Origin of the sequence: Corynebacterium freneyi (assembly GCF_030408835.1) — a bacterium.
Lineage (GTDB): Bacteria > Actinomycetota > Actinomycetes > Mycobacteriales > Mycobacteriaceae > Corynebacterium > Corynebacterium freneyi.
The window spans coordinates 686332-705485 of sequence record NZ_CP047357.1; the positions used below are offsets into that span (position 1 = coordinate 686332).

Annotated in this window: 20 protein-coding genes and 2 tRNA genes; 18 read left to right on the forward strand and 4 right to left on the reverse strand. The window is 66.4% G+C overall.

The annotated features are described in order from the left end of the window. Positions 1-41: 41 nt before the first annotated feature. The 5 genes from CFREN_RS03105 to CFREN_RS03125 all read left to right on the forward strand — a co-directional run bounded on the left by CFREN_RS03105 (position 42) and on the right by CFREN_RS03125 (position 4623). Positions 42-1205, forward strand: coding sequence for a phage tail fiber repeat family protein (locus tag CFREN_RS03105; RefSeq protein WP_209653912.1), 1164 nt, complete (start codon positions 42-44; stop codon positions 1203-1205). A 923-nt stretch (positions 1206-2128) separates the two neighbouring features. Beyond that, positions 2129-3358 (forward strand): peptidoglycan DD-metalloendopeptidase family protein, encoded by a 1230-nt coding sequence (locus tag CFREN_RS03110; RefSeq protein WP_209653910.1) that lies wholly within the window; start codon positions 2129-2131, stop codon positions 3356-3358. A 137-nt stretch (positions 3359-3495) separates the two neighbouring features. Then, positions 3496-3861, forward strand: coding sequence for a phage holin (locus CFREN_RS03115; protein WP_209653908.1), 366 nt, complete (start codon positions 3496-3498; stop codon positions 3859-3861). A 4-nt stretch (positions 3862-3865) separates the two neighbouring features. Further along, positions 3866-4249, forward strand: a complete 384-nt coding sequence (locus CFREN_RS03120) for a hypothetical protein (RefSeq protein ID WP_209653905.1) — start codon at positions 3866-3868, stop codon at positions 4247-4249. Next, positions 4246-4623 carry a hypothetical protein gene (locus tag CFREN_RS03125; RefSeq protein ID WP_209653903.1) on the forward strand — a complete coding sequence of 126 codons (378 nt, stop codon included), beginning with the start codon at positions 4246-4248 and terminating at the stop codon, positions 4621-4623. Before CFREN_RS03120 ends, CFREN_RS03125 begins: the two co-directional genes overlap by 4 nt. Before the next feature lie 49 nt (positions 4624-4672). Here CFREN_RS03125 and CFREN_RS03130 read toward each other — a convergent pair whose 3' ends face one another. The 3 genes from CFREN_RS03130 to CFREN_RS03140 are packed head-to-tail and all read right to left on the reverse strand — an operon-like array spanning position 4673 to position 6257. Beyond that, positions 4673-5515: a MucR family transcriptional regulator gene (locus CFREN_RS03130; RefSeq protein ID WP_209653901.1), complete on the reverse strand. Its 843-nt coding sequence runs from the start codon at positions 5513-5515 to the stop codon at positions 4673-4675. Further along, a complete protein-coding gene (locus tag CFREN_RS03135) occupies positions 5512-5910 on the reverse strand; it encodes a hypothetical protein (protein ID WP_209653899.1) in 399 nt (132 codons plus the stop codon). Before CFREN_RS03135 ends, CFREN_RS03130 begins: the two co-directional genes overlap by 4 nt. A gap of 26 nt (positions 5911-5936) precedes the next feature. Continuing rightward, the gene (locus tag CFREN_RS03140) at positions 5937-6257 is read right to left on the reverse strand and encodes a GNAT family N-acetyltransferase (RefSeq protein WP_209653898.1); all 321 of its coding nucleotides are present in this window, start codon (positions 6255-6257) and stop codon (positions 5937-5939) included. 463 nt (positions 6258-6720) lie between these two features. On the opposite strand from CFREN_RS03140, the gene CFREN_RS03145 reads away from it, so the two are divergent. The 6 genes from CFREN_RS03145 (at position 6721) to CFREN_RS03170 (ending at position 9619) form a co-directional block, all read left to right on the forward strand. Continuing rightward, a complete protein-coding gene (locus tag CFREN_RS03145; RefSeq protein WP_209653895.1) occupies positions 6721-7161 on the forward strand; it encodes a MauE/DoxX family redox-associated membrane protein in 441 nt (146 codons plus the stop codon). Between the two features lie 95 nt (positions 7162-7256). Next, complete coding sequence (locus CFREN_RS03150) at positions 7257-7988, forward strand: DsbA family protein (protein WP_209653893.1); 732 nt, start codon at positions 7257-7259, stop codon at positions 7986-7988. 152 nt (positions 7989-8140) lie between these two features. Further along, a tRNA-Ala gene (locus CFREN_RS03155) sits at positions 8141-8213 on the forward strand. A 62-nt stretch (positions 8214-8275) separates the two neighbouring features. After that, positions 8276-8351, forward strand: a tRNA-Ala gene (locus CFREN_RS03160). 178 nt (positions 8352-8529) lie between these two features. Then, positions 8530-8958, forward strand: a complete 429-nt coding sequence (locus CFREN_RS03165) for a pyridoxamine 5'-phosphate oxidase family protein (protein ID WP_035123912.1) — start codon at positions 8530-8532, stop codon at positions 8956-8958. A 109-nt stretch (positions 8959-9067) separates the two neighbouring features. Beyond that, on the forward strand, positions 9068-9619 hold the full coding sequence (locus CFREN_RS03170; RefSeq protein WP_209653891.1) for a TetR/AcrR family transcriptional regulator: 552 nt from the start codon (positions 9068-9070) through the stop codon (positions 9617-9619). On the opposite strand, the gene nadE is transcribed toward CFREN_RS03170, so the two are convergent. Then, the gene (gene nadE / locus CFREN_RS03175; protein ID WP_209653889.1) at positions 9616-10473 is read right to left on the reverse strand and encodes an NAD(+) synthase; all 858 of its coding nucleotides are present in this window, start codon (positions 10471-10473) and stop codon (positions 9616-9618) included. The genes CFREN_RS03170 and nadE overlap by 4 nt on opposite strands. 74 nt (positions 10474-10547) lie before the next feature. Between nadE and CFREN_RS03180 the strand changes: the two genes are divergently transcribed. From CFREN_RS03180 to ctaD, 7 genes are all read left to right on the forward strand, one after another. Next, entirely contained in the window at positions 10548-11921 is a 1374-nt protein-coding gene (locus CFREN_RS03180) for a sugar porter family MFS transporter (protein ID WP_246580168.1), read from the forward strand. Between the two features lie 174 nt (positions 11922-12095). Next, complete coding sequence (gene ykgO, locus CFREN_RS03185; RefSeq protein WP_005511141.1) at positions 12096-12218, forward strand: type B 50S ribosomal protein L36; 123 nt, start codon at positions 12096-12098, stop codon at positions 12216-12218. Positions 12219-12639: 421 nt separating this feature from the next. Continuing rightward, complete coding sequence (nrdH, locus tag CFREN_RS03190) at positions 12640-12864, forward strand: glutaredoxin-like protein NrdH (protein WP_035120137.1); 225 nt, start codon at positions 12640-12642, stop codon at positions 12862-12864. Positions 12865-12960: 96 nt separating this feature from the next. Further along, the gene (gene nrdI, locus CFREN_RS03195; protein WP_070523355.1) at positions 12961-13383 is read left to right on the forward strand and encodes a class Ib ribonucleoside-diphosphate reductase assembly flavoprotein NrdI; all 423 of its coding nucleotides are present in this window, start codon (positions 12961-12963) and stop codon (positions 13381-13383) included. 203 nt (positions 13384-13586) lie between these two features. Beyond that, positions 13587-15731, forward strand: a complete 2145-nt coding sequence (gene nrdE, locus CFREN_RS03200; RefSeq protein WP_070523358.1) for a class 1b ribonucleoside-diphosphate reductase subunit alpha — start codon at positions 13587-13589, stop codon at positions 15729-15731. 190 nt (positions 15732-15921) lie between these two features. After that, positions 15922-16944 (forward strand): class 1b ribonucleoside-diphosphate reductase subunit beta, encoded by a 1023-nt coding sequence (gene nrdF, locus CFREN_RS03205; RefSeq protein WP_070523360.1) that lies wholly within the window; start codon positions 15922-15924, stop codon positions 16942-16944. Positions 16945-17350: 406 nt separating this feature from the next. Further along, positions 17351-19051, forward strand: coding sequence for an aa3-type cytochrome oxidase subunit I (ctaD, locus tag CFREN_RS03210; RefSeq protein ID WP_209653878.1), 1701 nt, complete (start codon positions 17351-17353; stop codon positions 19049-19051). Positions 19052-19154 lie beyond the last annotated feature (103 nt).

Here is a 19154-nt window from a genome sequence, read left to right on the forward strand (position 1 = left end):
GTGGCGCGCGGAGTCAGGGGACGGTGACGGTGTCATCTTTGGTGACGCGTGCTGCCCATGGTGCGGCCGCCACGGTGGTGACCAAGGAGCGGCATGTCCTGCCCCTGCGGGACGGTGAGTTCGCGTCGCCGGATTTGGATCCGGGCCCGGTGCTGATTGAGGCGTCGTCGGGTGGGGCGTTTGAGTCGTGGGAGGTGATGCTGCCGGAGGATGGGCGGCACGATCTGGCGACGCTGGTCGAGCTGCAGGTCGAGTACGCGCCGTCTGTGGTGGGCCGGGTGGAGGCTGCTGCGGCGTCGGCGAATCGGGCGGCGCAGGCTGCCGGCCAGTCGGCGACGCGGGCTGGCGAGGTGGAGGCGCGTGTGGTGGCGGTGGTGTCGGATGGTGCTGCTGCTGTGCGGTCCGAGTTGGCGGGGGAGATCGCTGGGGTGGCTGCGGATGCTGAGGCGGCGCGGGTGGCTCGTGGTGAGGCTGTGGATGCTGCTGGTCGTGCGGGGTCTGCGGCTGGTGGTGTCGCGGCGGGTGTGCAGGCTGCTGAGGATGCTCGTGATGGTGCGGTGTCGGCGGCGGATGATGCTGAGGCGCATGCGGCGGCGGCGAGGGGGCATGCGGAGGCGGCGTCGGGGTCGGCGTCGGCTGCTGCGGTGTCGGAGACTGGGGCGTCGGCTGCTGGTGGTGTCGCTGAGGCGGCGCGGTCGGGTGCTGAGGGTGCCCGGGATGTGACGACTGGTGCCCGGGATGAGGTTGTGCGTGTGGCGGGGGTGGTGGAGGCTGCGCGGGTGGCTGCGGTGGATGCTGCTGACCGTGCCGGGGCGGTTGCTGGTGAGGTGGTGGCCCGGGAGATCGCCGCGCTGGTGGGGGCCGCCCCGGAGGCCCTGGACACCCTGGAGGAGCTTGCCGCCGCCCTGATTGAGAAGGGCGATGCGATTGAGGGGATCACGGAGGTGCTGGCGGGGAAAGCCGCCGCCCAGCACACTCACGAGATGGCCCATGTGACTGGCCTGCCGGGTGCTCTTGCGGGGAAGGCTGAGGTGGGGCATGTGCATGAGGTGTCCCAGGTGACCGGGCTGCAGTCCCGGTTGGATGCTTTGTCGGCGGACGTGGCGAAGAAGATCGCCGGGCCGTACGAGATCGTCGTCGCGAGCACTCCACCGGCGTCGGGCACCCCGAAAACCCGGATTACCTTCATCCCCGAGGAGGTGTGACGTGCCTGTGCATGTGGGCGGCTCGCCTCTAGATGATCTGTGGGTTGGGGACCGGCCGGTGGGGTCGGTATGGATGGGTGGTACGAGAATCTGGCGTAGGCCCGGGCATGAGACCTGGTCGCAGGAATTCTCCGCCGAAGACGCACTCCGGCGGCAAGGCCGCCCGATCGTCAAGACGGGCGAAGTGCTGGTGGCGGACATCAACGCTGCCTATCCTGACCTCGACGTTTCCACCAGTCACCCGGCGCGGGGGGTTCTTGGGCTTCTGTGGAAGCCCGATACTTTTGACCTTGGGTGGGTTGTCCCCGGGGCGGAGACGCTGGTCCAGACCAGCGATACGACGATTAGCGTGACGGTCATGGGGCCACCGCGCCGGTGGTCGAATGCTATTTTCGCCGAGGCCACTGTCTTCCCGCAGACGCGGTCCGTCAGCGGGTGGGAGTACCTGCCGGGGCAATTCCGCCTGGAAATCAGCGGCGTCGCACGCTACGAGTTCACCCACGGCGAACCCGGCCGTCTCGTCGATCTGACGGTGCCGGGTGGTGCGGCACGGCAGGTCCGGGCCGCCAACCCCCCGTCAGACAGCAACCCCCGCAACCCGGATGGCAGTCCCGTGGATCACCGCGCTGGAATTCTCGTCCACCAGGGCCACGCATTCGCTGTCTACCACGGACACGGGGTACTCGGGTCCGTGCCTTTGGCCGGGCCGGTCCCCGAAGCTTTCCGGCCCAGGTATGAGACTTGGACATGGGCCCACAACCAATTGTTTCGCAAGCGCATCCGCAACGGGCACGCCATCCGAGGCCTCCACCTCCGCACCGGGCGCCACGCACGCGCCCGCTGGTACGACGCCTGGGGAGACCTCCCCACCCCCTAGCCCCGCACCACCCGGTGCGGGGCTTCCGCATGAAAGGAGCACCCGCATGGCCCGCCAATGGCCCATGAAGCGCGGAACCTACAAACTCACCAGCGGCTACGGGCCCAGATGGGGCACCCACCACAACGGCATCGACCTCGCCGCCCCCGCCGGCACCCCAATCTACGCACCCGCCGACGGCGTAGTCATCGAAGGCCGCGACCGCCGCCAAGGCAGCGTGTCTGGCTTCGGATCGTGGATCTGGCTCGACTGCCAATCCAGCGTCGGAAAAGACTTCATCTACGGCCACGTCCACCACCCCGGAATCCTCGTCAAGCGCGGCGACCGGGTGAAGGCGGGGCAGCAAATCGGCGTCGTCGGCAACGAAGGCCAATCCACCGGGCCGCACCTGCATTTCGAGGTGTGGGGGCCGCCCGGCAGGTCCGGCGGCAGGCACGAAGACCCCGCGAAATGGCTCGCCACCGCGAGCGAACCCAAGGAAAAGGAGCACCCCATGACGGACAACGCCGTCGACATCGACCTCCACCACTTGATCCCATTCGGCCGGCCGACACCGCTGCCGAAGAAGATCATCATCGTCCACACCACGGAGAATGCGCCCGGCACCCCGTCGCGGAACATCCTGGATTACCAGGTGCGCACCCGTAGCGGGTCGTACCACCGGCTGGTCGACGCCACCGGCAAAATCACGATGGCGAACACCGATGACTGGCAGACCTGGTCGACGGGCAACAAGGGCAACGACATCGCGTTGCACGTGTCGTGCGTCGCACGGGCGGCGATGACCCGCGAGCAGTGGCTCGCCCAACCGAAGATGCTGGAGGGCGTCGCCCGCGTCATCGCCCACTGGTCGAAGAAGTACGGCATCCCGCTGGTCAAACTGTCCCGCGCCGAGCTCGGGGCGGGGAAGCACGGTGTCGCCGGGCACCTCGAAGCCCAAGTGTGGGGCAACACCGACCACTGGGACCCCGGCTACCACTTCCCGTATGACGTGGTGCTGAAGCGCGCCGCGGAGATCAACAACCCGAAGAAGGAAGAGGAACCGAAGCCCGTGCCCCCAATCACCGTCCCCGACACCACCGCCCCGCAGGCCGACCGAGACCAGCTCATCTACGAGCAGCTGTGCGGCCCCGGCGCGCCGGGCACCTTCCCCGGGTGGCCGCAGCTCGGCAACCGCACCGTCGTCGACGCGCTCGCCGCGATCGGCGACAAGCTCGGCATCGACGGCTTCAAATCCCCGCTGATCGGTGACGCCGCCGCCGGCGACCCGAAGTAGCACGCTCACTGCCTGCTCAGTGCCCCTCACTCTAGGAAGTGAAGGCGTCACTCTAGTAAGTGACGGCACTGACGGCCTGCACTGACAACCACCGCCCGCACCCCGGGTGGTCATTTTTCATGCCCCAAGGAGGCACCATGCTCGATTCCATCCGCACCACCGTCCCTGCCCAGTCCCGCGCCACCTGGTACGCCGTCGCAGGCGCACTCGTCACCGCCCTGGTGTCGTGGGGGGTCCTCGATGACGCCGCCGCCCCCGCCGTGGTGGGTGTCGCCACCGCCGTCGTCACCCTCCTTTTCGCCGTCCTGCACTCCACCAGCCCGTGGCGTCAGGCGCTCTACGGCCTCATGGCCGCCCTCACCGTCCTGCTCGCCTACCTCGGCTACGGCGACACCATGCAGTGGGAATCCATCCTCGCCATCGCAGCCCCCGTCCTCGGCATCGGCACCGCAGCAGCCACCACCGGCGGCGAGTACGTCGGCGAACACCGCGCGGAGGACTAACCCCATGGGCCGGGTACGCGCCCTCACCACCGTCTGGGCCGCCTGGGCATGGCTCACCGCCCTCGCCTACCTCAACGGCCCCGAAATCAGCCACCTCCAGCCCATCGTCGCCATGGTCGCACCCCAGTGGTGGTCATGGCTGTGGGCCACCGCCGCCGCCCTCCTCACACTCGGAATCCCCTCATGGCGATGGGCCGGCACCCTAAGAGTCGCCGGACTGGCCGCCACCGCAGCCCTGTCCACCGCATGGGCCGTATCGTTCATCCTCATGTGGGTCGACGGGGAAACCACCCGGGGGTGGGTGTCAGCAAAAAATTACGGGCTCACCGCAGCCCTTGCGATGGGTAGCGCGTGGTGGGTGGCATTCAAGGGGCGATTCGACCAATGAACCTCACGAATGAACTGATCATCGGGCTGGCCACGGCTGCCGTCGGCGTTATTACTGGGCTGCTGGGGCTGCGTGGCAAGAAGGAGGAGTCTTCAACGACATCGCTGTCCACCATGCTTGCGGAGCAATCCAAGCGGATCGACTCCCTGTGGGCGCGGCTGGACTGCGTGGAGCAAGACTTGCGGGAAACTCGCCGGGAGCTCGCCGACGAACGCGAACACGGGCATTCCCTCCGCCGCCTGCTGCAGGACGCTTTCGACTGGCTGCTGGAATGGTCATCATGGGCGTCGTCTGACCGGCGGCACGCCCCGCCGCAGCCTGACCTGAGGCTGATTGAGGAGGCCCTGGAGCGGGCCCGCAACCCGCCCGACTAGACAACTGGCCCCCACCGTAATGGTGGGGGCCTTTTTTCGTGCCTAGTGGCTACCCGTCGCGGCGCTTCCTCGCCCGCCGGATGGCGTAGTACACCGCACTCTCCGTCAGCCCCTCCACCTCCGCAATTTCCCGCACCGACTCACCGCCGTCCTTGCGACGGAGGAAATCATCATCACGGGCCCGCACCGCCGCCGCCGACGCGGCAGCGGCCTTCCCCGAGGACTCGCGACTCCGCGCCTTCCGTGCGCGCAGCACTGACTCCGGCAGCGGCATGCCGTACCGCTCGCGGGCACGCGAGACCGCCCCCGTCACCCATGACCGGGGCACCCCATCGGCGCGGGCGATGTCGGCCAGCGATTCGCCGGCGTCCTCGCGGCTCGCCCATCCGAGGTCACGCTCGGTGTACTGATCCTCGGCTGCGCGTATCGCCGCGTCGACGGCGGCGGGATTCGGGCGGCGGTCGGGGCCGCGCTTGCGCAGGGACTCCTCGTCCCGGGCGTGCGACGCTGCCGTGGGGTCGCGGCGGGATTCCAGCCGCTTCCACGCCTCTGTGCCGACCCGCTCGGTGGCGTGACGTGACCTGGCGGCGGAGACATCCGGGGCGACCAGCGCGGTGCCCAAGGGCAGTCCGTGGCGGATTTTGTACTCGCGGGCAGCCAAATCGTGGGCCCTACCGACGTGAGCCCCGACCGACCGGTACCAGCCGCCACACTCGTGGCACAGCACCCGATCACCGTCGACGTCGAGGACGCCGTAGCGCCCATGCCCGGACGGGGAGCCGACCTCCGGCTCAGCAAGATCACGCCCGGCGCGCTCGCGCTTGTAGTGCATCATGCACAGCCCCCGGGCGACGGCTTCACGGTCGCATCCGGGGGCGCGGCAGGTGGTCATCGTCGGCCCTGTCGGATCTGGTCGATGCGGGCGCGGGTGACCCCGGCGGCGGCGGTGACGTCGACGACGCGCGCTCCGTGGGCGAGGGCCCGCTTCACCGCCTGGTTGCGGGTGTGCTCGGCGTCTTCGAGTGCGGTTTTCGCGGCGGCGACGGCGTCGGCGGCGTTTGCGACGTCGTCAAGCTCGCGGGTGCCGAAGTCGCCGGCACGCTGGGCGGAGGCGAAAGCGCCGGTGATGAAGTCAGCGTCGTCTTCGGTGATTGCGTCGCGGTCGATCTCGCGCCCGTCGACCGACTCGATTTGGGTGATGTAGGTCTCGACGGCTTCGGCGGCGAAGACGGTGTCGACGCCGTGCTTGTGGTGGATGGCGACGGCGATGGCGTGGGCGGTGGTCATTGGTCTTGTCCTTTTCGTGGTGGGGGTTAGGCAGCGGGCTGGTAGGCGTCGTCGGGGTCGATGGTGTCGAGGTGGTCGGTGGCTTCGGCCCATGCCTGCCCCTCCGGGGTGCGGTGCTCCTCGGGGGAGTGGTAGAGCTCGATGCCGTGGTCCTCGGCGTAATCGAGGAGGGCGGTGGCCAGGCCTTCGCGGCGGCGCGCGGGGATGGTCTCGATCTGCATGATCTGGCCGGTGGTGGGGTCGGCGTAGAGGGCGGAGACGATCTCGCCGTTGTCGGCGGCCTCGATGATGATGTACTCGTCGGTCTCGTCGTAGTAGGTGCCGGTGCGGGTGGTGATGGTGGTCATTTTCTTTGTTCCTTTCTCTCTGTCTCTACGTACAGTATGACATAGCGCGCTATGTATGTCTAGTCCGCTATGCGTGAAGTAGGTCACACCCTGTCCGCCGCGCGGAATCCATCCCGCCGAGCTGCCGTCACCATCGGCCGCACGCCCCACCCCATTGGCTCACCACGGGCGCGCGGCCACGCCCCGGCGCACCCGCACCCCTCCCGACGGGACCGCGCCGGGGCAGAGGGGCCGGTCCCGCACTGGTCCCGCAAGCCGCCCTAAAACTGGCTGAATCACCTGAGCCGACTGAACAGGCAAAACCCGCTGAACTGCGGAAACATCGAAACCCCAGTACACTCACCACCATGACCACATACAAGATCTACGCCGAATCCTTCAAGGGGGCCGACCACCTCAAGCAGGTGCAGGCCGAGGCGCAGGACGTCGTGTCCCAGGTCCTGGGGTCCTAGGCGCAGCCGGGATGAACGCCGCGATCAGCGCCATCGCCCGCTTCGGGCTCGCCGCCGTCTGGCTGTGGTCCGGGACGGTGAAGTTGCTCAACCCGCTCGACAGCCGTCAGGCGATCGCCGCCTACGAGCTGTTGCCCGGCGGGATGATCGACTTCCTCGCCGTCGCCTTGCCGGCGGTGGAGCTGATCCTGGGGTTGATGCTGCTGATCGGCGTGTTCCTGCGGTGGGCGGCCGTGGCGTCGGCGATCATCCTGGCCGGCTTCATCGTCGGCGTCGGGTCCGCGTGGGCGCGGGGGCTGAGCATCGACTGCGGGTGCTTCGGCGGGGGAGGGTACGACGCCGACGCCGGCCCGGCCTCCTACCTGACGTCGATCGGCCGCGACCTGGTGTTCCTGGCGATGGCCGCCTGGACCGCGTGGCGGCCGTTCGAGCGGTTCGCGGTGCGCCCCTAAGTCGGGGATCGCGGACGTTGACGTGTCCGGAAACACTGCCGGACATGGTGCGTGACGGGGTGACCTGCGCGACCGTGCCCGCTATCGTGTGATCCGTGAGCCAGAAAATCAAGAATCCGAATGAGAAGGGCTCCGGCTTCATCGTCGGCATCATCGCCCTCATCGCCATCGTCGCCGTGGTCATCGGCGTCGTCCTGTACATGGGGCGCAACCAGCCGATCGAGGGCCTGCCGGACGAGGACGTGTCTTTTACGGTGCAGTACGACGGCGACGTCGTCCGGCTCGCCTCCGACGACGCGGCCGATGACGCCGTGGTCGCCGAGGTCTACGAAGACTACTCCTGCTCCTACTGCGCCGAGATGGCTCAAGGTGGCCACGACGATGAGCTGCAGGCGCTCAACGACGGCGAGCTCGTCGTCGAGTACCGGACGCTGAACTTCCTCGATCGGGGCAACGAGGGCCACTCCACCCGGTCCCTCGCTCTGATGCAGCGCATCGCGCAGACCGGCGACGCCCGTCTCTACTGGAACGTCCACACCCTGCTGATGTCGGACATCCAGGAGGCGGCGTCGTGGGACGATGAGCAGCTGGCCGAGCGACTCAAGATGATGGACGCGCCGTCCGACCTGGTCGACGACGTGCGCAACGGCCTGGATCTCGCCGACGCGGTCAAGGTCGGCGACGCCAACGGCAAGCGGCTGGAGGGCATCATCGGTTCGGTGTCCTCGCCCCACGTCATCGTCGACGGCAAGGACATCCTGGAAAACGCCCAAGCGGGCGGTCTGGGCGATTGGGTCAACCTCGCGCTCGAGGCCGGCAAGGCCTAGCGCACGCCTCTCGCACGGTGCTTTGTTCGTGCGGGGGATACGACGGCCACCTGGGGATTTGGGTATTCCCCGGGTGGCCGTGTAATTTACAGGGAGTCCGAAGCGAGCGCCGGAAGGTGCCCTGCGGAGGAAGACGCTTCGAGCGTGAATACGGGGCTATGGCGCAGCTGGTAGCGCACCACACTGGCAGTGTGGGGGTCAGGGGTTCGAGTCCCCTTAGCTCCACTGGAAAGCGGTTCTCCGTTTTCCTGTGGCTGCGGGGTGACCGCGGAAACACAATTTGATACGGGGCTATGGCGCAGCTGGTAGCGCACCACACTGGCAGTGTGGGGGTCAGGGGTTCGAGTCCCCTTAGCTCCACCATGACGGCGGGGCCGCATCCGGGATCGACGGATGCGGCCCCGCCTTTTTTCGTGCGCTTTTTGCCGGGGGCTGGAACCCGTGCCCCCACCCGTGGGATCTTATGCGGGCGGATCCCGCTGCGCAACGGTGTTCGGGGGTGGGTCTGCGGGAAAGTCCGGTTGGTGGAACAATGGGCGTCATGAGCGAAAACAATGACGTGATCCGGAAGCTGTCCGACGAGGAGTCCCTCGAGCTGCTGTCGACCAAGACCTTCGGCCGTCTGGTCGTCCGTCGCAAGGACGACATGGATCTGTTCCCGCTGAACTACGTCGTCCACGAGGGCAACATCTACTTCCGCACTGCGGAGGGTTCGAAGCTGTTCTCCCTCACCCTGAACGATGACGTGCTGTTCGAGGCCGACCATGTCGACGCCGAAGCCCAGGAGGCCTGGTCCGTCATCGTCAAGGGCAGTGCCCGTGCGTTGACGTCGACCTCCGACATCGAGAAGGCCGACGAGCTGCCGCTGAAGCCGTGGCTGCCGACCCTGAAGTACAACTACGTGGTGGTCACGCCGGAGGACATCTCCGGCCGCAAGTTCCACCTGGGCGACGAGCCCGAGCGCTACTAGCGTCTCGGTCGCCGGGCCGGTTTCGCCGAAATCGGCCCGCATGGCCGTTTTCGGGGCTACCCTCCGATTTGTGACCAGCATCATAAACAGTCCGGAGGGTGATGCTCCCATGTCCGAGGCACGCGAGCACGAGAGCACCATCGCCGCTCCCGGCCAGCATTCTCCGCGCGTCCAGCACATCTTGGACGAGGCGCGGACGATGCTGCGCGAGTCCGGCTGGCGCAATGTCAGCATGCGCCGTCTCGCGGCCCGGCTCGACGTGAAGGCCCCGTCGCTGTACAAGCACATCACGGGCAAGGACGAGCTGTACCGGCTGCTTCTCGACGAGACCCTCCGCAACCTCGGCGGGGCGTTGCATGCCGCCGTGGCCGAGGACCCGTGCCCCCGGTCGCTGTTGAAGGCCTACCGCCGGGCCGCGTCGGCGGATCCGCACGGGTACCGGCTGATCAGCCGCACCCGCGTGGTGAACATGGTCGAGCCGACCGAATTGGACCGCTGGATCCGCGAGCCGTTCACCCTGGTGACGGGCGACGAGGCCCGCGGCCTGGCGCTGTGGGCCTTCGCCCATGGCCTGGTCACCGCGGAACTGGTCCAGGATTCCGGGCACACGGCCGACCCGGTGTGGGCCGCCGGCGCCGACGCGTTCGCGCCGGAGAACTAGCGGCGCCACCAGGCCTGCGAGGGGCCCGGGGGAACGGTCCTCTTGTGGCGGCTGATGCGCCACAGGTGCTCGATGCGCGCCGCATCCGCGTCGGAGACGTCGCGGCCCTCCAGGTAGGCGTCGATCGCCGCGTAGGTGACGCCGAGGGCGACCTCGTCGGGAAGCGAGGGGCGGTCTTCTTCCAGGTCGGCGGTGGGCACCTTCGTCCACGTCGACTCCGGGGCGCCGAGATGTTCGAGCAGTCGCGCTCCCTGGCCCTTGGTCAGCCCCTCCAACGGCACGAGGTCCACGCCACCGTCGCCATGCTTGGTGTAGAAACCGGTGACGGATTCCGCCGCATGGTCGGTGCCCACAACCAGCAGGCCGCGCTCGCCGGCGATGGCGTACTGGGCGATCATGCGCTGCCGGGCCTTGACGTTTCCTTTGTTGAAGTCGCCGAGACCGCCGATGTGCAGCGCCTCCGACACCGCGATGTTCATCGCGGCGGTCGCCGGTTCGATGTCCACGGTCACCGACTCGTCGGGGGCGATGAAACGCAGCGCGGTCTGGGCGTCGTCTTCGTCGGACTGGACACCGTGGGGCAGCCGCACCGCGATGAACACCGGGGTCGCCGTGCCATCGGCGTCGGCTGTTTCGGCGCGCACCCGCTCCACCGCCATCTGGGCGAGCTTGCCGGCCAGGGTCGAATCCTGCCCGCCGGAGATGCCGAGGACGTATCCGCGGGCGCCGGTGGCGGCGAGGTAGTCGACCAGGAAATTCACGCGCGCCTCGACTTCGGCGGCGGGGTCGATGTCGGGGGAGACGTGCAATTCGGCGATGATGCGTTCGCGGAGGCCGTCCGTCGGGGTGTTCATGGCCCCAGGGTACGTCGGTGTCAGCGGGCACGTCGGCGCGTCGTCCGCGCACGTGGGGTGGCATGATTGCCGACGTGAACGATGCACGAACCTCCCACGGCTCCGGCCGCGCCATCGCCGTCGCGGTGATCGCGGCCCTCGGCGGCCTTCTCTTCGGCTACGACACCGGAGTCATTTCCGGGGCGCTGCTGTTCATTCAGCGGTCCTTCGAGTTGACGGCGGCGCAGGAGTCGACGGTCACCGCGATGCTGTTGGTCGGCGCGGCCCTCGGCGCCTTCACGGGTGGCCGGGTCGCCGACGCGATCGGCCGTCGGGCGACGGTGCTCATCGGTGCGGTCGGTTTCATCGTCGGCAGCCTGTGGTGCGCGGCGGCGGGGTCGGCGTTCGAGCTCGGCGCGGCGCGCACGCTGCTGGGCGTGTGCATCGGCGGGGTGTCGATCGTGGTGCCCATGTACATCTCCGAGATGTCGCCGCCGCACATTCGCGGCCGGCTGGTCAGCCTCAATTCGCTGATGATCGTCATCGGTCAGCTCGTCGCGTTCCTCACCAACTCGGCGTTGGCGGAGTCGGGGTCGTGGCGGTGGATGCTGGGCCTGGGGGCGGTGCCGGCGGTGGTGCTGCTCGTCGGCATGCTGCTGTTGCCGGATACTCCGGCTTACCTGTTGCGCCGCGACAAGCGCGAGCGTGCGCTGGAGGTTTTGCGTGACATGCACGGCCCGCAGGCGGAGCTTTCCGACGTCGAGATCGCGGAAGGGTCGATGAGCGAGGAGCAGCGGGCGGCGGAGCGGGCGGCGTTGAAGGTGCCGTGGATTCGCCGTGCGGTGATCATCGCGATGTGCATCGGCGTCACGCAGCAGGTCACGGGCGCCAACGCGATCATGTACTTCGCCCCGACGATGATGAACAAGGTCGGCCTGTCGGCGGAGAACTCGGTGTACACGTCGATCCTCATCGGCACGGTGTCGGTCATCGCCTGTGCGGTGGGCATGAGCATCATCGACCGCATCGGCCGGCGGAGGATGCTCATCATCGGCCTGACCGGCTGCGCGGCGTCGTTGACGACGCTGGCCCCGGTCTATGCGATGGCCGCGGATTCGCGGGGCGGTGCCATGGCGGCTCTTGGCCTGATGACCGTGTTCATCGCGTTCCAGCAGGCGGCGGTGTCGGTGGCCACGTGGCTGCTCATATCCGAGATCGTCCCGGCGGAAGTCCGCGGTGCGGGCATGGGGTTGGCGGGCCTGGCGCTGTGGGCCGCGAACTGGTTCGTCGCCCAGTCCTTCCTGCCCATGGTCGAGGCGTGGGGAGGGTCGTGGTCGTTCCTTTTCTTCGCGGTCACCGGCGCGATGGCGTTGGCGTTCACGTGGAAGATGGTGCCGGAAACCACCGGCCGTTCCCTGGCGGAGGTCGGCGCCGAGCTGCGCGCCGCCGGATCCGGGCGACGCGGGTGAGCCGTGGGCCCGGTGGGGGAGTTTTGTGGTTGCGGGGGCCGTTGGGTAACATGGCCGTTCGTGTCGTGGCGCCGTTGATCGGCGTCACCGGGTTGTCGCATCTTCCGCCGCGTTAACGCAGGCGTGGCGCGGCCCGCCACCGCCCTCAGGAGCCGAGAAGAAAGGAGCGCCCGAATGAAGGTCCGCAAGTCCCTTCGGTCGCTGAAGAACAAGCCGGGCGCCCAGGTCGTGCGCCGTCGTGGCAAGGTTTACGTGATCAACAAGAAGGAGCCGCGCTTCAAGGCCCGCCAGGGTTAAGAGCCGCAGGCTTGTCGCCGCGCCGCATGGATCGTCGATCCATGCGGCGCGGTTTTCTTTTCCCGGCTTCGTTGGGGCTTCGTCGGGGGTGCCTCCGGGTTCGTTCGCGGGGCATGTGCGGGGTCGGTTGATAGCCGTTGCCGTGGGGCTCCGATAGTTGCTTTTCGACGATTTTCGGGGAATTTCAGGGATGTGACCACTAAATCACAAGGTTGTGAGGCGATCTCGCCCCACATGTAGTGGCGGGGAAATTCACGTCCTGGGAATTCCTCGCTTGTAACTACTACATGTAGTATCGCTGGCCTTTTGGTAACCCCAAGTGTAGTGTTTCTGGTGTTGCGCCGCACAAGGCGCCGACCGGAGTGGCCGAAGGTCTCGCCGGTCCCGAACTCCTCGAACTGACTGAAGGAACGTGCGAGACATGGTCACCGTCTACAGCAAGCCCGCCTGCGTGCAGTGCCGCGCCACCACCCGTGCCCTGGACAAGGCCGGCATCTCCTACGACGTCGTGGACATCACCCTCGACGACGACGCCCGCGACTACGTCATGGCGCTCGGACACCTTCAGGCCCCGGTCGTCGACACGGGTTCCGAGACTTGGTCGGGCTTCCGCCCCGACCGCATCAGGGCCCTCCAGGCCGCGTAAGACCGCGGGTCCCATTCCAGCCGTGGAATTCTCCGTCACCGCCGCTTCGGCGACGCGGGAAGGCCACGGCCTTTCGTTGAAGGGTGGCGTAAGCCGTTGTTCATCGTCTATTTCTCGTCGGCCACGGGCAACACGCACAAGTTCGTGCAGAAGCTGGGCATCCCGAACGCACGGATCCCCATTCACCGCAGTGAACCGGAGCTGCTGGTCGACGAACCCTACGTCCTCATCGTCCCCACCTACGGCGGCGGGTCGACCCTGACGGGCGACAAATCCCGGCCGGTTCCGCCGCAGGTGATCCGGTTCCTCAACAACGAGCACAACCGCTCGTTCATCAGGGGAGTGATCTCGGCCGGAAACACCAACTTCGGCATCGACTACGGACTGGCCGGCGAAATCGTCGCCGAGAAATGCAAGGTGCCCTACGTCTACCGGTTCGAGCTGATGGGCACCGACGAAGACGTGAGAATCGTACGATCCGGGCTGGCGGACTTTTTCCAGCATCGCGCGGCCTCCTGACCGACGCCGGACCATGCACCCGCCGCGTTCCCCATATATAGAGGAGGGGAAAGAAAAGCGGCGGGGAGGCTGCCGACAAGAACTTCAGGGACGACGACCACGCGGTTCGTCGCAAAGCACACACACACGCAAGCACCGCCGGACGCGAACAAAGCGTCGGCGCGAGCCCGGACAAGGAAAAGGGAGCTAACACAGTGGCTGAAATGGGGAAGACCGTGGCGGAGCCGATCGGCAAGGACGAGCTGGATTTCCACGCTCTCAACGCCCTGCTCAACCTGTACGACGACGACGGCAAGATCCAGTTCGACAAGGACCGCGACGCCGCGCGCCAGTACTTCCTGCAGCACGTCAACCAGAACACGGTCTTCTTCCACAACCTGAAGGAGAAGCTGGACTACCTGGTCGAGAACAAGTACTACGACCCGGTCGTGCTGGACAAGTACGAGTTCGAGGACGTCAAGGCCCTGTTCAAGCAGGCCTACGCCCACAAGTTCCGCTTCAAGACCTTCCTGGGCGCCTACAAGTACTACACCTCGTACACCCTGAAGACCTTCGACGGAAAGCGCTACCTCGAGCGCTACGAAGACCGCGTCTGCATGGTGGCCCTCACCCTGGCCGCCGGCGACCTCGACCTCGCCCGCAACCTCGTCGACGAGATCATCACCGGCCGCTTCCAGCCGGCGACTCCGACGTTCCTCAACTCCGGCAAGGCCCAGCGCGGCGAGCCGGTGAGCTGCTTCCTGCTGCGCATCGAGGACAACATGGAGTCCATCGGCCGCGCCATCAACTCCTCGCTGCAGCTGTCCAAGCGCGGCGGCGGCGTGGCGCTGCTGCTGAGCAACCTGCGCGAGCAGGGCGCGCCGATCAAGCACATCGAGAACCAGTCGTCCGGCGTCATCCCCGTGATGAAGCTGCTGGAGGACTCGTTCTCCTACGCCAACCAGCTGGGTGCCCGCCAGGGCGCCGGCGCCGTCTACCTGCACGCGCACCACCCGGACATCATGCGTTTCCTCGACACCAAGCGCGAGAACGCCGACGAGAAGATCCGCATCAAGTCGCTGTCGCTCGGCGTCGTCATCCCGGACATCACCTTCGAGCTGGCCAAGCGCAACGACGACATGTACCTGTTCAGCCCGTACGACGTCGAGCGCGTCTACGGCAGGGCGTTCGCCGACGTGAACATCTCCGAAAACTACGACGACATGGTCGAGGACCCGCGGATCCGCAAGACCAAGCTCAACGCCCGCGCGTTCTTCCAGACGCTGGCCGAGATCCAGTTCGAGTCCGGCTACCCGTACATCATGTTCGAGGACACGGTCAACGCCGCGAACCCCATCGCCGGCCGCATCACCCACTCGAACCTGTGCTCCGAGATCCTGCAGGTGTCCACCCCGTCGACGTACCACGAGGACCTGTCCTACGACGAGGTCGGCGAGGACATCTCCTGCAACCTCGGCTCGATGAACATCGCCATGGCCATGGACTCGCCGGACTTCTCGGCGACCGTCGAGACCGCCATCCGCGGTCTGACCGCCGTGTCGGAGCAGACGTCCATCGACTCGGTGCCGTCGATCCGCAAGGGCAACGAGAAGTCGCACGCCATCGGCCTGGGCCAGATGAACCTGCACGGCTACCTCGGCCGCGAGCGGATCCACTACGGGTCCGAGGAGGGCATCGACTTCACGAACATCTACTTCTACTGCGTGCTGTTCGAGGCGCTGAAGGCGTCGAACAAGATCGCCATCGAGCGCGGCGTGAAGTTCGGCGGTTTCGAGGATTCGAAGTACGCCACCGGCGAGTTCTTCGACAAGTACATCGACGCCGAGTGGAAGCCGGCGACGGCCCGCGTGCAGGAGCTTTTCGACGAGTCGGAGATCAGCATCCCGACGCAGGACGATTGGCGCGAGCTGAAGGCCTCCATCCAGGAGCACGGTCTGTTCAACCGCAACCTGCAGGCGGTGCCGCCGACGGGGTCGATCTCCTACATCAACAACTCGACGTCGTCGATCCACCCGATCGCGTCGAAGATCGAGATCCGCAAGGAAGGCAAGATCGGCCGCGTCTACTACCCGGCGCCGCACATGGACAACGACAACCTGGAGTACTTCCAGGACGCCTACGAGGTCGGCTACGAGAAGATCATCGACACCTACGCCGCGGCGACCCAGCACGTCGACCAGGGCCTGTCGTTGACGCTGTTCTTCAAGGACACCGCCACCACGCGCGACATCAACCGTGCGCAGATCTACGCGTGGCGCAAGGGCATCAAGACCATCTACTACATCCGCCTGCGCCAGGTGGCCCTCGAGGGCACCGAGGTTCAGGGCTGCGTGAGCTGCATGCTGTAGTCGCGCCGCGTCGCCGCCGGCGGGCATCCGGGGTTTCCGGGCGCCCGCTTTCGGCGTCGCCGGGTGCCCGGGGAGGGGGGCGTGCCGACGACGGGCGCGTGCATTCTGACCAGGGGGTTTTACGGACCGTGACCGGTTCGCCCATATCGAATCTCGCGGCTAGACTGCCGGGAGAACCAGGAGGAATTACATGACCGTGAATCGTTCCGATTGCCCGCCGTCGACGCCGGCGCACCGCGAGAAGAACCTCGAGGCCCGGGAATGCCCGGTGGCCGCGATCGACTGGAACACCATCCCGGATGACAAGGACCTCGAGGTCTGGGATCGGCTGACCGGAAACTTCTGGCTTCCGGAGAAGGTGCCGCTGTCCAACGACATCAAGAGCTGGAACACGCTCAACGAGCTGGAGCAGCGCACGACCATGCGCGTGTTCACCGGCCTGACCATGCTGGACACCATCCAGGGCACCGTGGGTGCGGTGTCGCTGCTGCCGGATGCGCTGACGGCGCACGAGGAGGCGGTGTACACCAACATCGCGTTCATGGAGTCGGTGCACGCGAAGTCCTACTCGTCGATCTTCCAGACGCTGGCGTCGACGCCGGAGATCAACGACGCCTTCCGGTGGGCGGAGGAGAACGAGCACCTGCAGCGCAAGGCGAAGATCATCCTCGACTACTACGAGGGCGATGATCCGCAGAAGAAGAAGGTGGCCTCCGTGATCCTGGAGTCCTTCCTCTTCTACTCGGGCTTCTACCTGCCCATGTACTGGTCGGCGCATGCGAAGCTGACGAACACGGCCGACATCATCCGGTTGATCATCCGCGACGAGGCCGTCCACGGCTACTACATCGGGTACAAGTACCAGAAGAACCTGGAGCGTCTGTCCGAGGAACGGCGCGAGGAGCTGAAGGACTACACCTTCGATCTGCTGCTGGATCTGTACGACAACGAGATCCAGTACACGGAGGACATGTACGACGAGCTCGGCTGGACCGAGGACGTCAAGCGGTTCCTGCGCTACAACGCCAACAAGGCGCTGAACAATCTGGGCTACGAGGGCATTTTCCCGGCCGACGAGTGCAAGGTGTCTCCGGCGATCCTGTCGGCGCTGAGCCCCAACGCCGACGAGAACCACGACTTCTTCTCGGGCTCCGGCTCGTCCTACGTGATGGGCAAGGCGGAGAGCACCGAGGACGAGGACTGGGACTTCTAGTTCCGGTGTTTTCGGCTCGTGCGTGACGACGATCCCGGCGTTCCGATGGGGCGCCGGGATCGTCGTCGCCGGCGCCTTGCGCAAACGGCGCGAACCGTCTCTCACCGGGAACTTTGGTCGGGGGTGGTGCGGGGGAGCCGGGGGCCGGCGGCGGTGGAATCACATCTTTTCGACGCATCGCCGCTGCTTAAGAGAATTCTCAGAATTTTCCGCGTCCCGGATAAGACGGGGGTCATACCCCCCTCCCCATGACGGGCCTTAACATTTTCACAGGTCGGGGTTAGACTCGGCCAGGTACCGCGAGGTGGACTCGCGTAATCGTGTCCACCTCCTCTAACATCTAGGCAGCAACAAATCTTTGACGACCCTGTGAGTCCATGGGGAAGTCGCGTAGTCAGGAGGAAGAATGACTGCAGTAGCGCCTCGCCCCGGCCACGAAGTGGCCGCGGCAGAACGGCCTGAGCCGTTCGGGCACGAGCGTAAGGGCAGCTGGGCGTGGGAGATGCTGACCACGACCGACCACAAGAAGCTGGGCATCATGTACATCATCATGAGCTTCTCCTTCTTCTTCGTGGGCGGTCTCATGGCTCTGCTCATCCGCGCCGAGCTGTTCCAGCCGGGCCTTCAGTTCCTGTCCAATGAGCAGTTCAACCAGCTCTTCACCATGCACGGCACGGTGATGCTGCTGCTGTTCGGTACCCCGATCGTCTGGGGCTTCGCCAACTACATCCTGCCGCTGCAGATCGGCGCGCCGGACGTGGCCTTCCCGCGTCTGAACGCCTTCGGCTTCTGGCTGACCACCATCGGCGGCATCCTGATGCTGTCGGGCTTCCTGACCCCGGGCGGTGCGGCCGACTTCGGTTGGACCATGTACTCCCCGCTGTCGGACTCCATCCACTCCCCGGGCGTCGGCTCTGACCTGTGGATCGTCGGCGTCGGCGTCGGCGGCGTGGGCACCATCGCCTCCGCCATCAACATGACCACCACCGTCCTGTGCCTCCGTGCGCCGGGCATGACCATGTTCCGCATGCCGATCTTCACCTGGAACATCCTGGTGACCTCGATCCTGGCCCTGCTGATCTTCCCGATCCTGACCGCCGCCGCCCTCGGCGTCATGTACGACCGCAAGCTGGGCGGCAACATCTACGACCCGGCCAACGGCGGCGCCATCATGTGGCAGCACCTGTTCTGGTTCTTCGGCCACCCCGAGGTCTACGTTCTGCTGCTGCCGTTCGTCGGCATCATCACCGAGGTCATCCCGGTGTTCTCCCGTAAGCCGCTGTTCGGCTACTCGGGCATGGTCTTCGCCACCCTGTCCATCGCCGGTCTGTCCATGGCCGTCTGGGCGCACCACATGTTCGTGACCGGCGCGGTCCTGCTGCCGTTCTTCTCGTTCATGACGTTCCTGATTTCGGTTCCGACCGGCGTGAAGTTCTTCAACTGGCTGGGCACCATGTGGCGCGGTCACATGACCTTCGAGACCCCGATGACCTTCGCCCTCGGCTTCATCGTGACCTTCCTGTTCGGTGGTCTGACCGGCATCATGCTGGCCTCCCCGCCGCTGGACTTCCACATCTCGGACACCTACTTCGTGGTGGCGCACTTCCACTACACCCTGTTCGGCACCCTGGTGTTCGCCTCCTACTCGGGCGTGTACTTCTGGTTCCCGAAGATGACCGGCCGCATGCTGGACGAGAAGCTGGGCCACATCCACTTCTGGCTGACCTTCGTCGGCTTCAACCTGACCTTCTTGGTCCAGCACTGGCTGGGCAACGAGGGCATGCCCCGCCGCTACGCGGACTACCTGGAGTCGGACGGCTTCACCACGCTGAACATGATCTCCACGGTCGGCGCCGCCATCCTGGGCGTCTCGGTCCTGCCGTTCATCTGGAACGTCTTCAAGTCCTGGCGTTACGGCGAGGTCGTCACCGTCGACGACCCGTGGGGCTACGGCAACTCCCTCGAGTGGGCCACCTCCTGCCCGCCGCCGCGCCACAACTTCACCTCCATGCCGCGCATCCGCTCCGAGCGCCCCGCGTTCGAGCTGCACTACCCGCACATGGTCGAGCGCATGCGTGCCGAGGCTCACGTCGGCCGTCAGCTCTAAGGTGATCAAGCTGCACTAGACTACGCGGCACGAAGAAAGGCCCCCGCTGGTTCCTCCCGGCGGGGGCCTTCGTCGTACCCGAAAACCCCCTTTCACCGGCCCC

What these genes read in the sequence shown, in the direction of transcription:
- CFREN_RS03110 (WP_209653910.1), top strand. Translation starts at nt 2,129, where the DNA reads ATGGCCCGCCAATGGCCCATGAAGCGCGGAACCTACAAACTCACCAGC.
- CFREN_RS03115 (WP_209653908.1), top strand. Translation starts at nt 3,496, where the DNA reads ATGCTCGATTCCATCCGCACCACCGTCCCTGCCCAGTCCCGCGCCACC.
- CFREN_RS03120 (WP_209653905.1), top strand. Translation starts at nt 3,866, where the DNA reads ATGGGCCGGGTACGCGCCCTCACCACCGTCTGGGCCGCCTGGGCATGG.
- CFREN_RS03125 (WP_209653903.1), top strand. Translation starts at nt 4,246, where the DNA reads ATGAACCTCACGAATGAACTGATCATCGGGCTGGCCACGGCTGCCGTC.
- CFREN_RS03130 (WP_209653901.1), bottom strand. Translation starts at nt 5,515, where the DNA reads ATGACCACCTGCCGCGCCCCCGGATGCGACCGTGAAGCCGTCGCCCGG.
- CFREN_RS03135 (WP_209653899.1), bottom strand. Translation starts at nt 5,910, where the DNA reads ATGACCACCGCCCACGCCATCGCCGTCGCCATCCACCACAAGCACGGC.
- CFREN_RS03140 (WP_209653898.1), bottom strand. Translation starts at nt 6,257, where the DNA reads ATGACCACCATCACCACCCGCACCGGCACCTACTACGACGAGACCGAC.
- CFREN_RS03145 (WP_209653895.1), top strand. Translation starts at nt 6,721, where the DNA reads ATGAACGCCGCGATCAGCGCCATCGCCCGCTTCGGGCTCGCCGCCGTC.
- CFREN_RS03165 (WP_035123912.1), top strand. Translation starts at nt 8,530, where the DNA reads ATGAGCGAAAACAATGACGTGATCCGGAAGCTGTCCGACGAGGAGTCC.
- CFREN_RS03170 (WP_209653891.1), top strand. Translation starts at nt 9,068, where the DNA reads ATGTCCGAGGCACGCGAGCACGAGAGCACCATCGCCGCTCCCGGCCAG.
- nadE (WP_209653889.1), bottom strand. Translation starts at nt 10,473, where the DNA reads ATGAACACCCCGACGGACGGCCTCCGCGAACGCATCATCGCCGAATTG.
- ykgO (WP_005511141.1), top strand. Translation starts at nt 12,096, where the DNA reads ATGAAGGTCCGCAAGTCCCTTCGGTCGCTGAAGAACAAGCCGGGCGCC.
- nrdH (WP_035120137.1), top strand. Translation starts at nt 12,640, where the DNA reads ATGGTCACCGTCTACAGCAAGCCCGCCTGCGTGCAGTGCCGCGCCACC.
- nrdE (WP_070523358.1), top strand. Translation starts at nt 13,587, where the DNA reads ATGGGGAAGACCGTGGCGGAGCCGATCGGCAAGGACGAGCTGGATTTC.
- nrdF (WP_070523360.1), top strand. Translation starts at nt 15,922, where the DNA reads ATGACCGTGAATCGTTCCGATTGCCCGCCGTCGACGCCGGCGCACCGC.
- ctaD (WP_209653878.1), top strand. Translation starts at nt 17,351, where the DNA reads ATGACTGCAGTAGCGCCTCGCCCCGGCCACGAAGTGGCCGCGGCAGAA.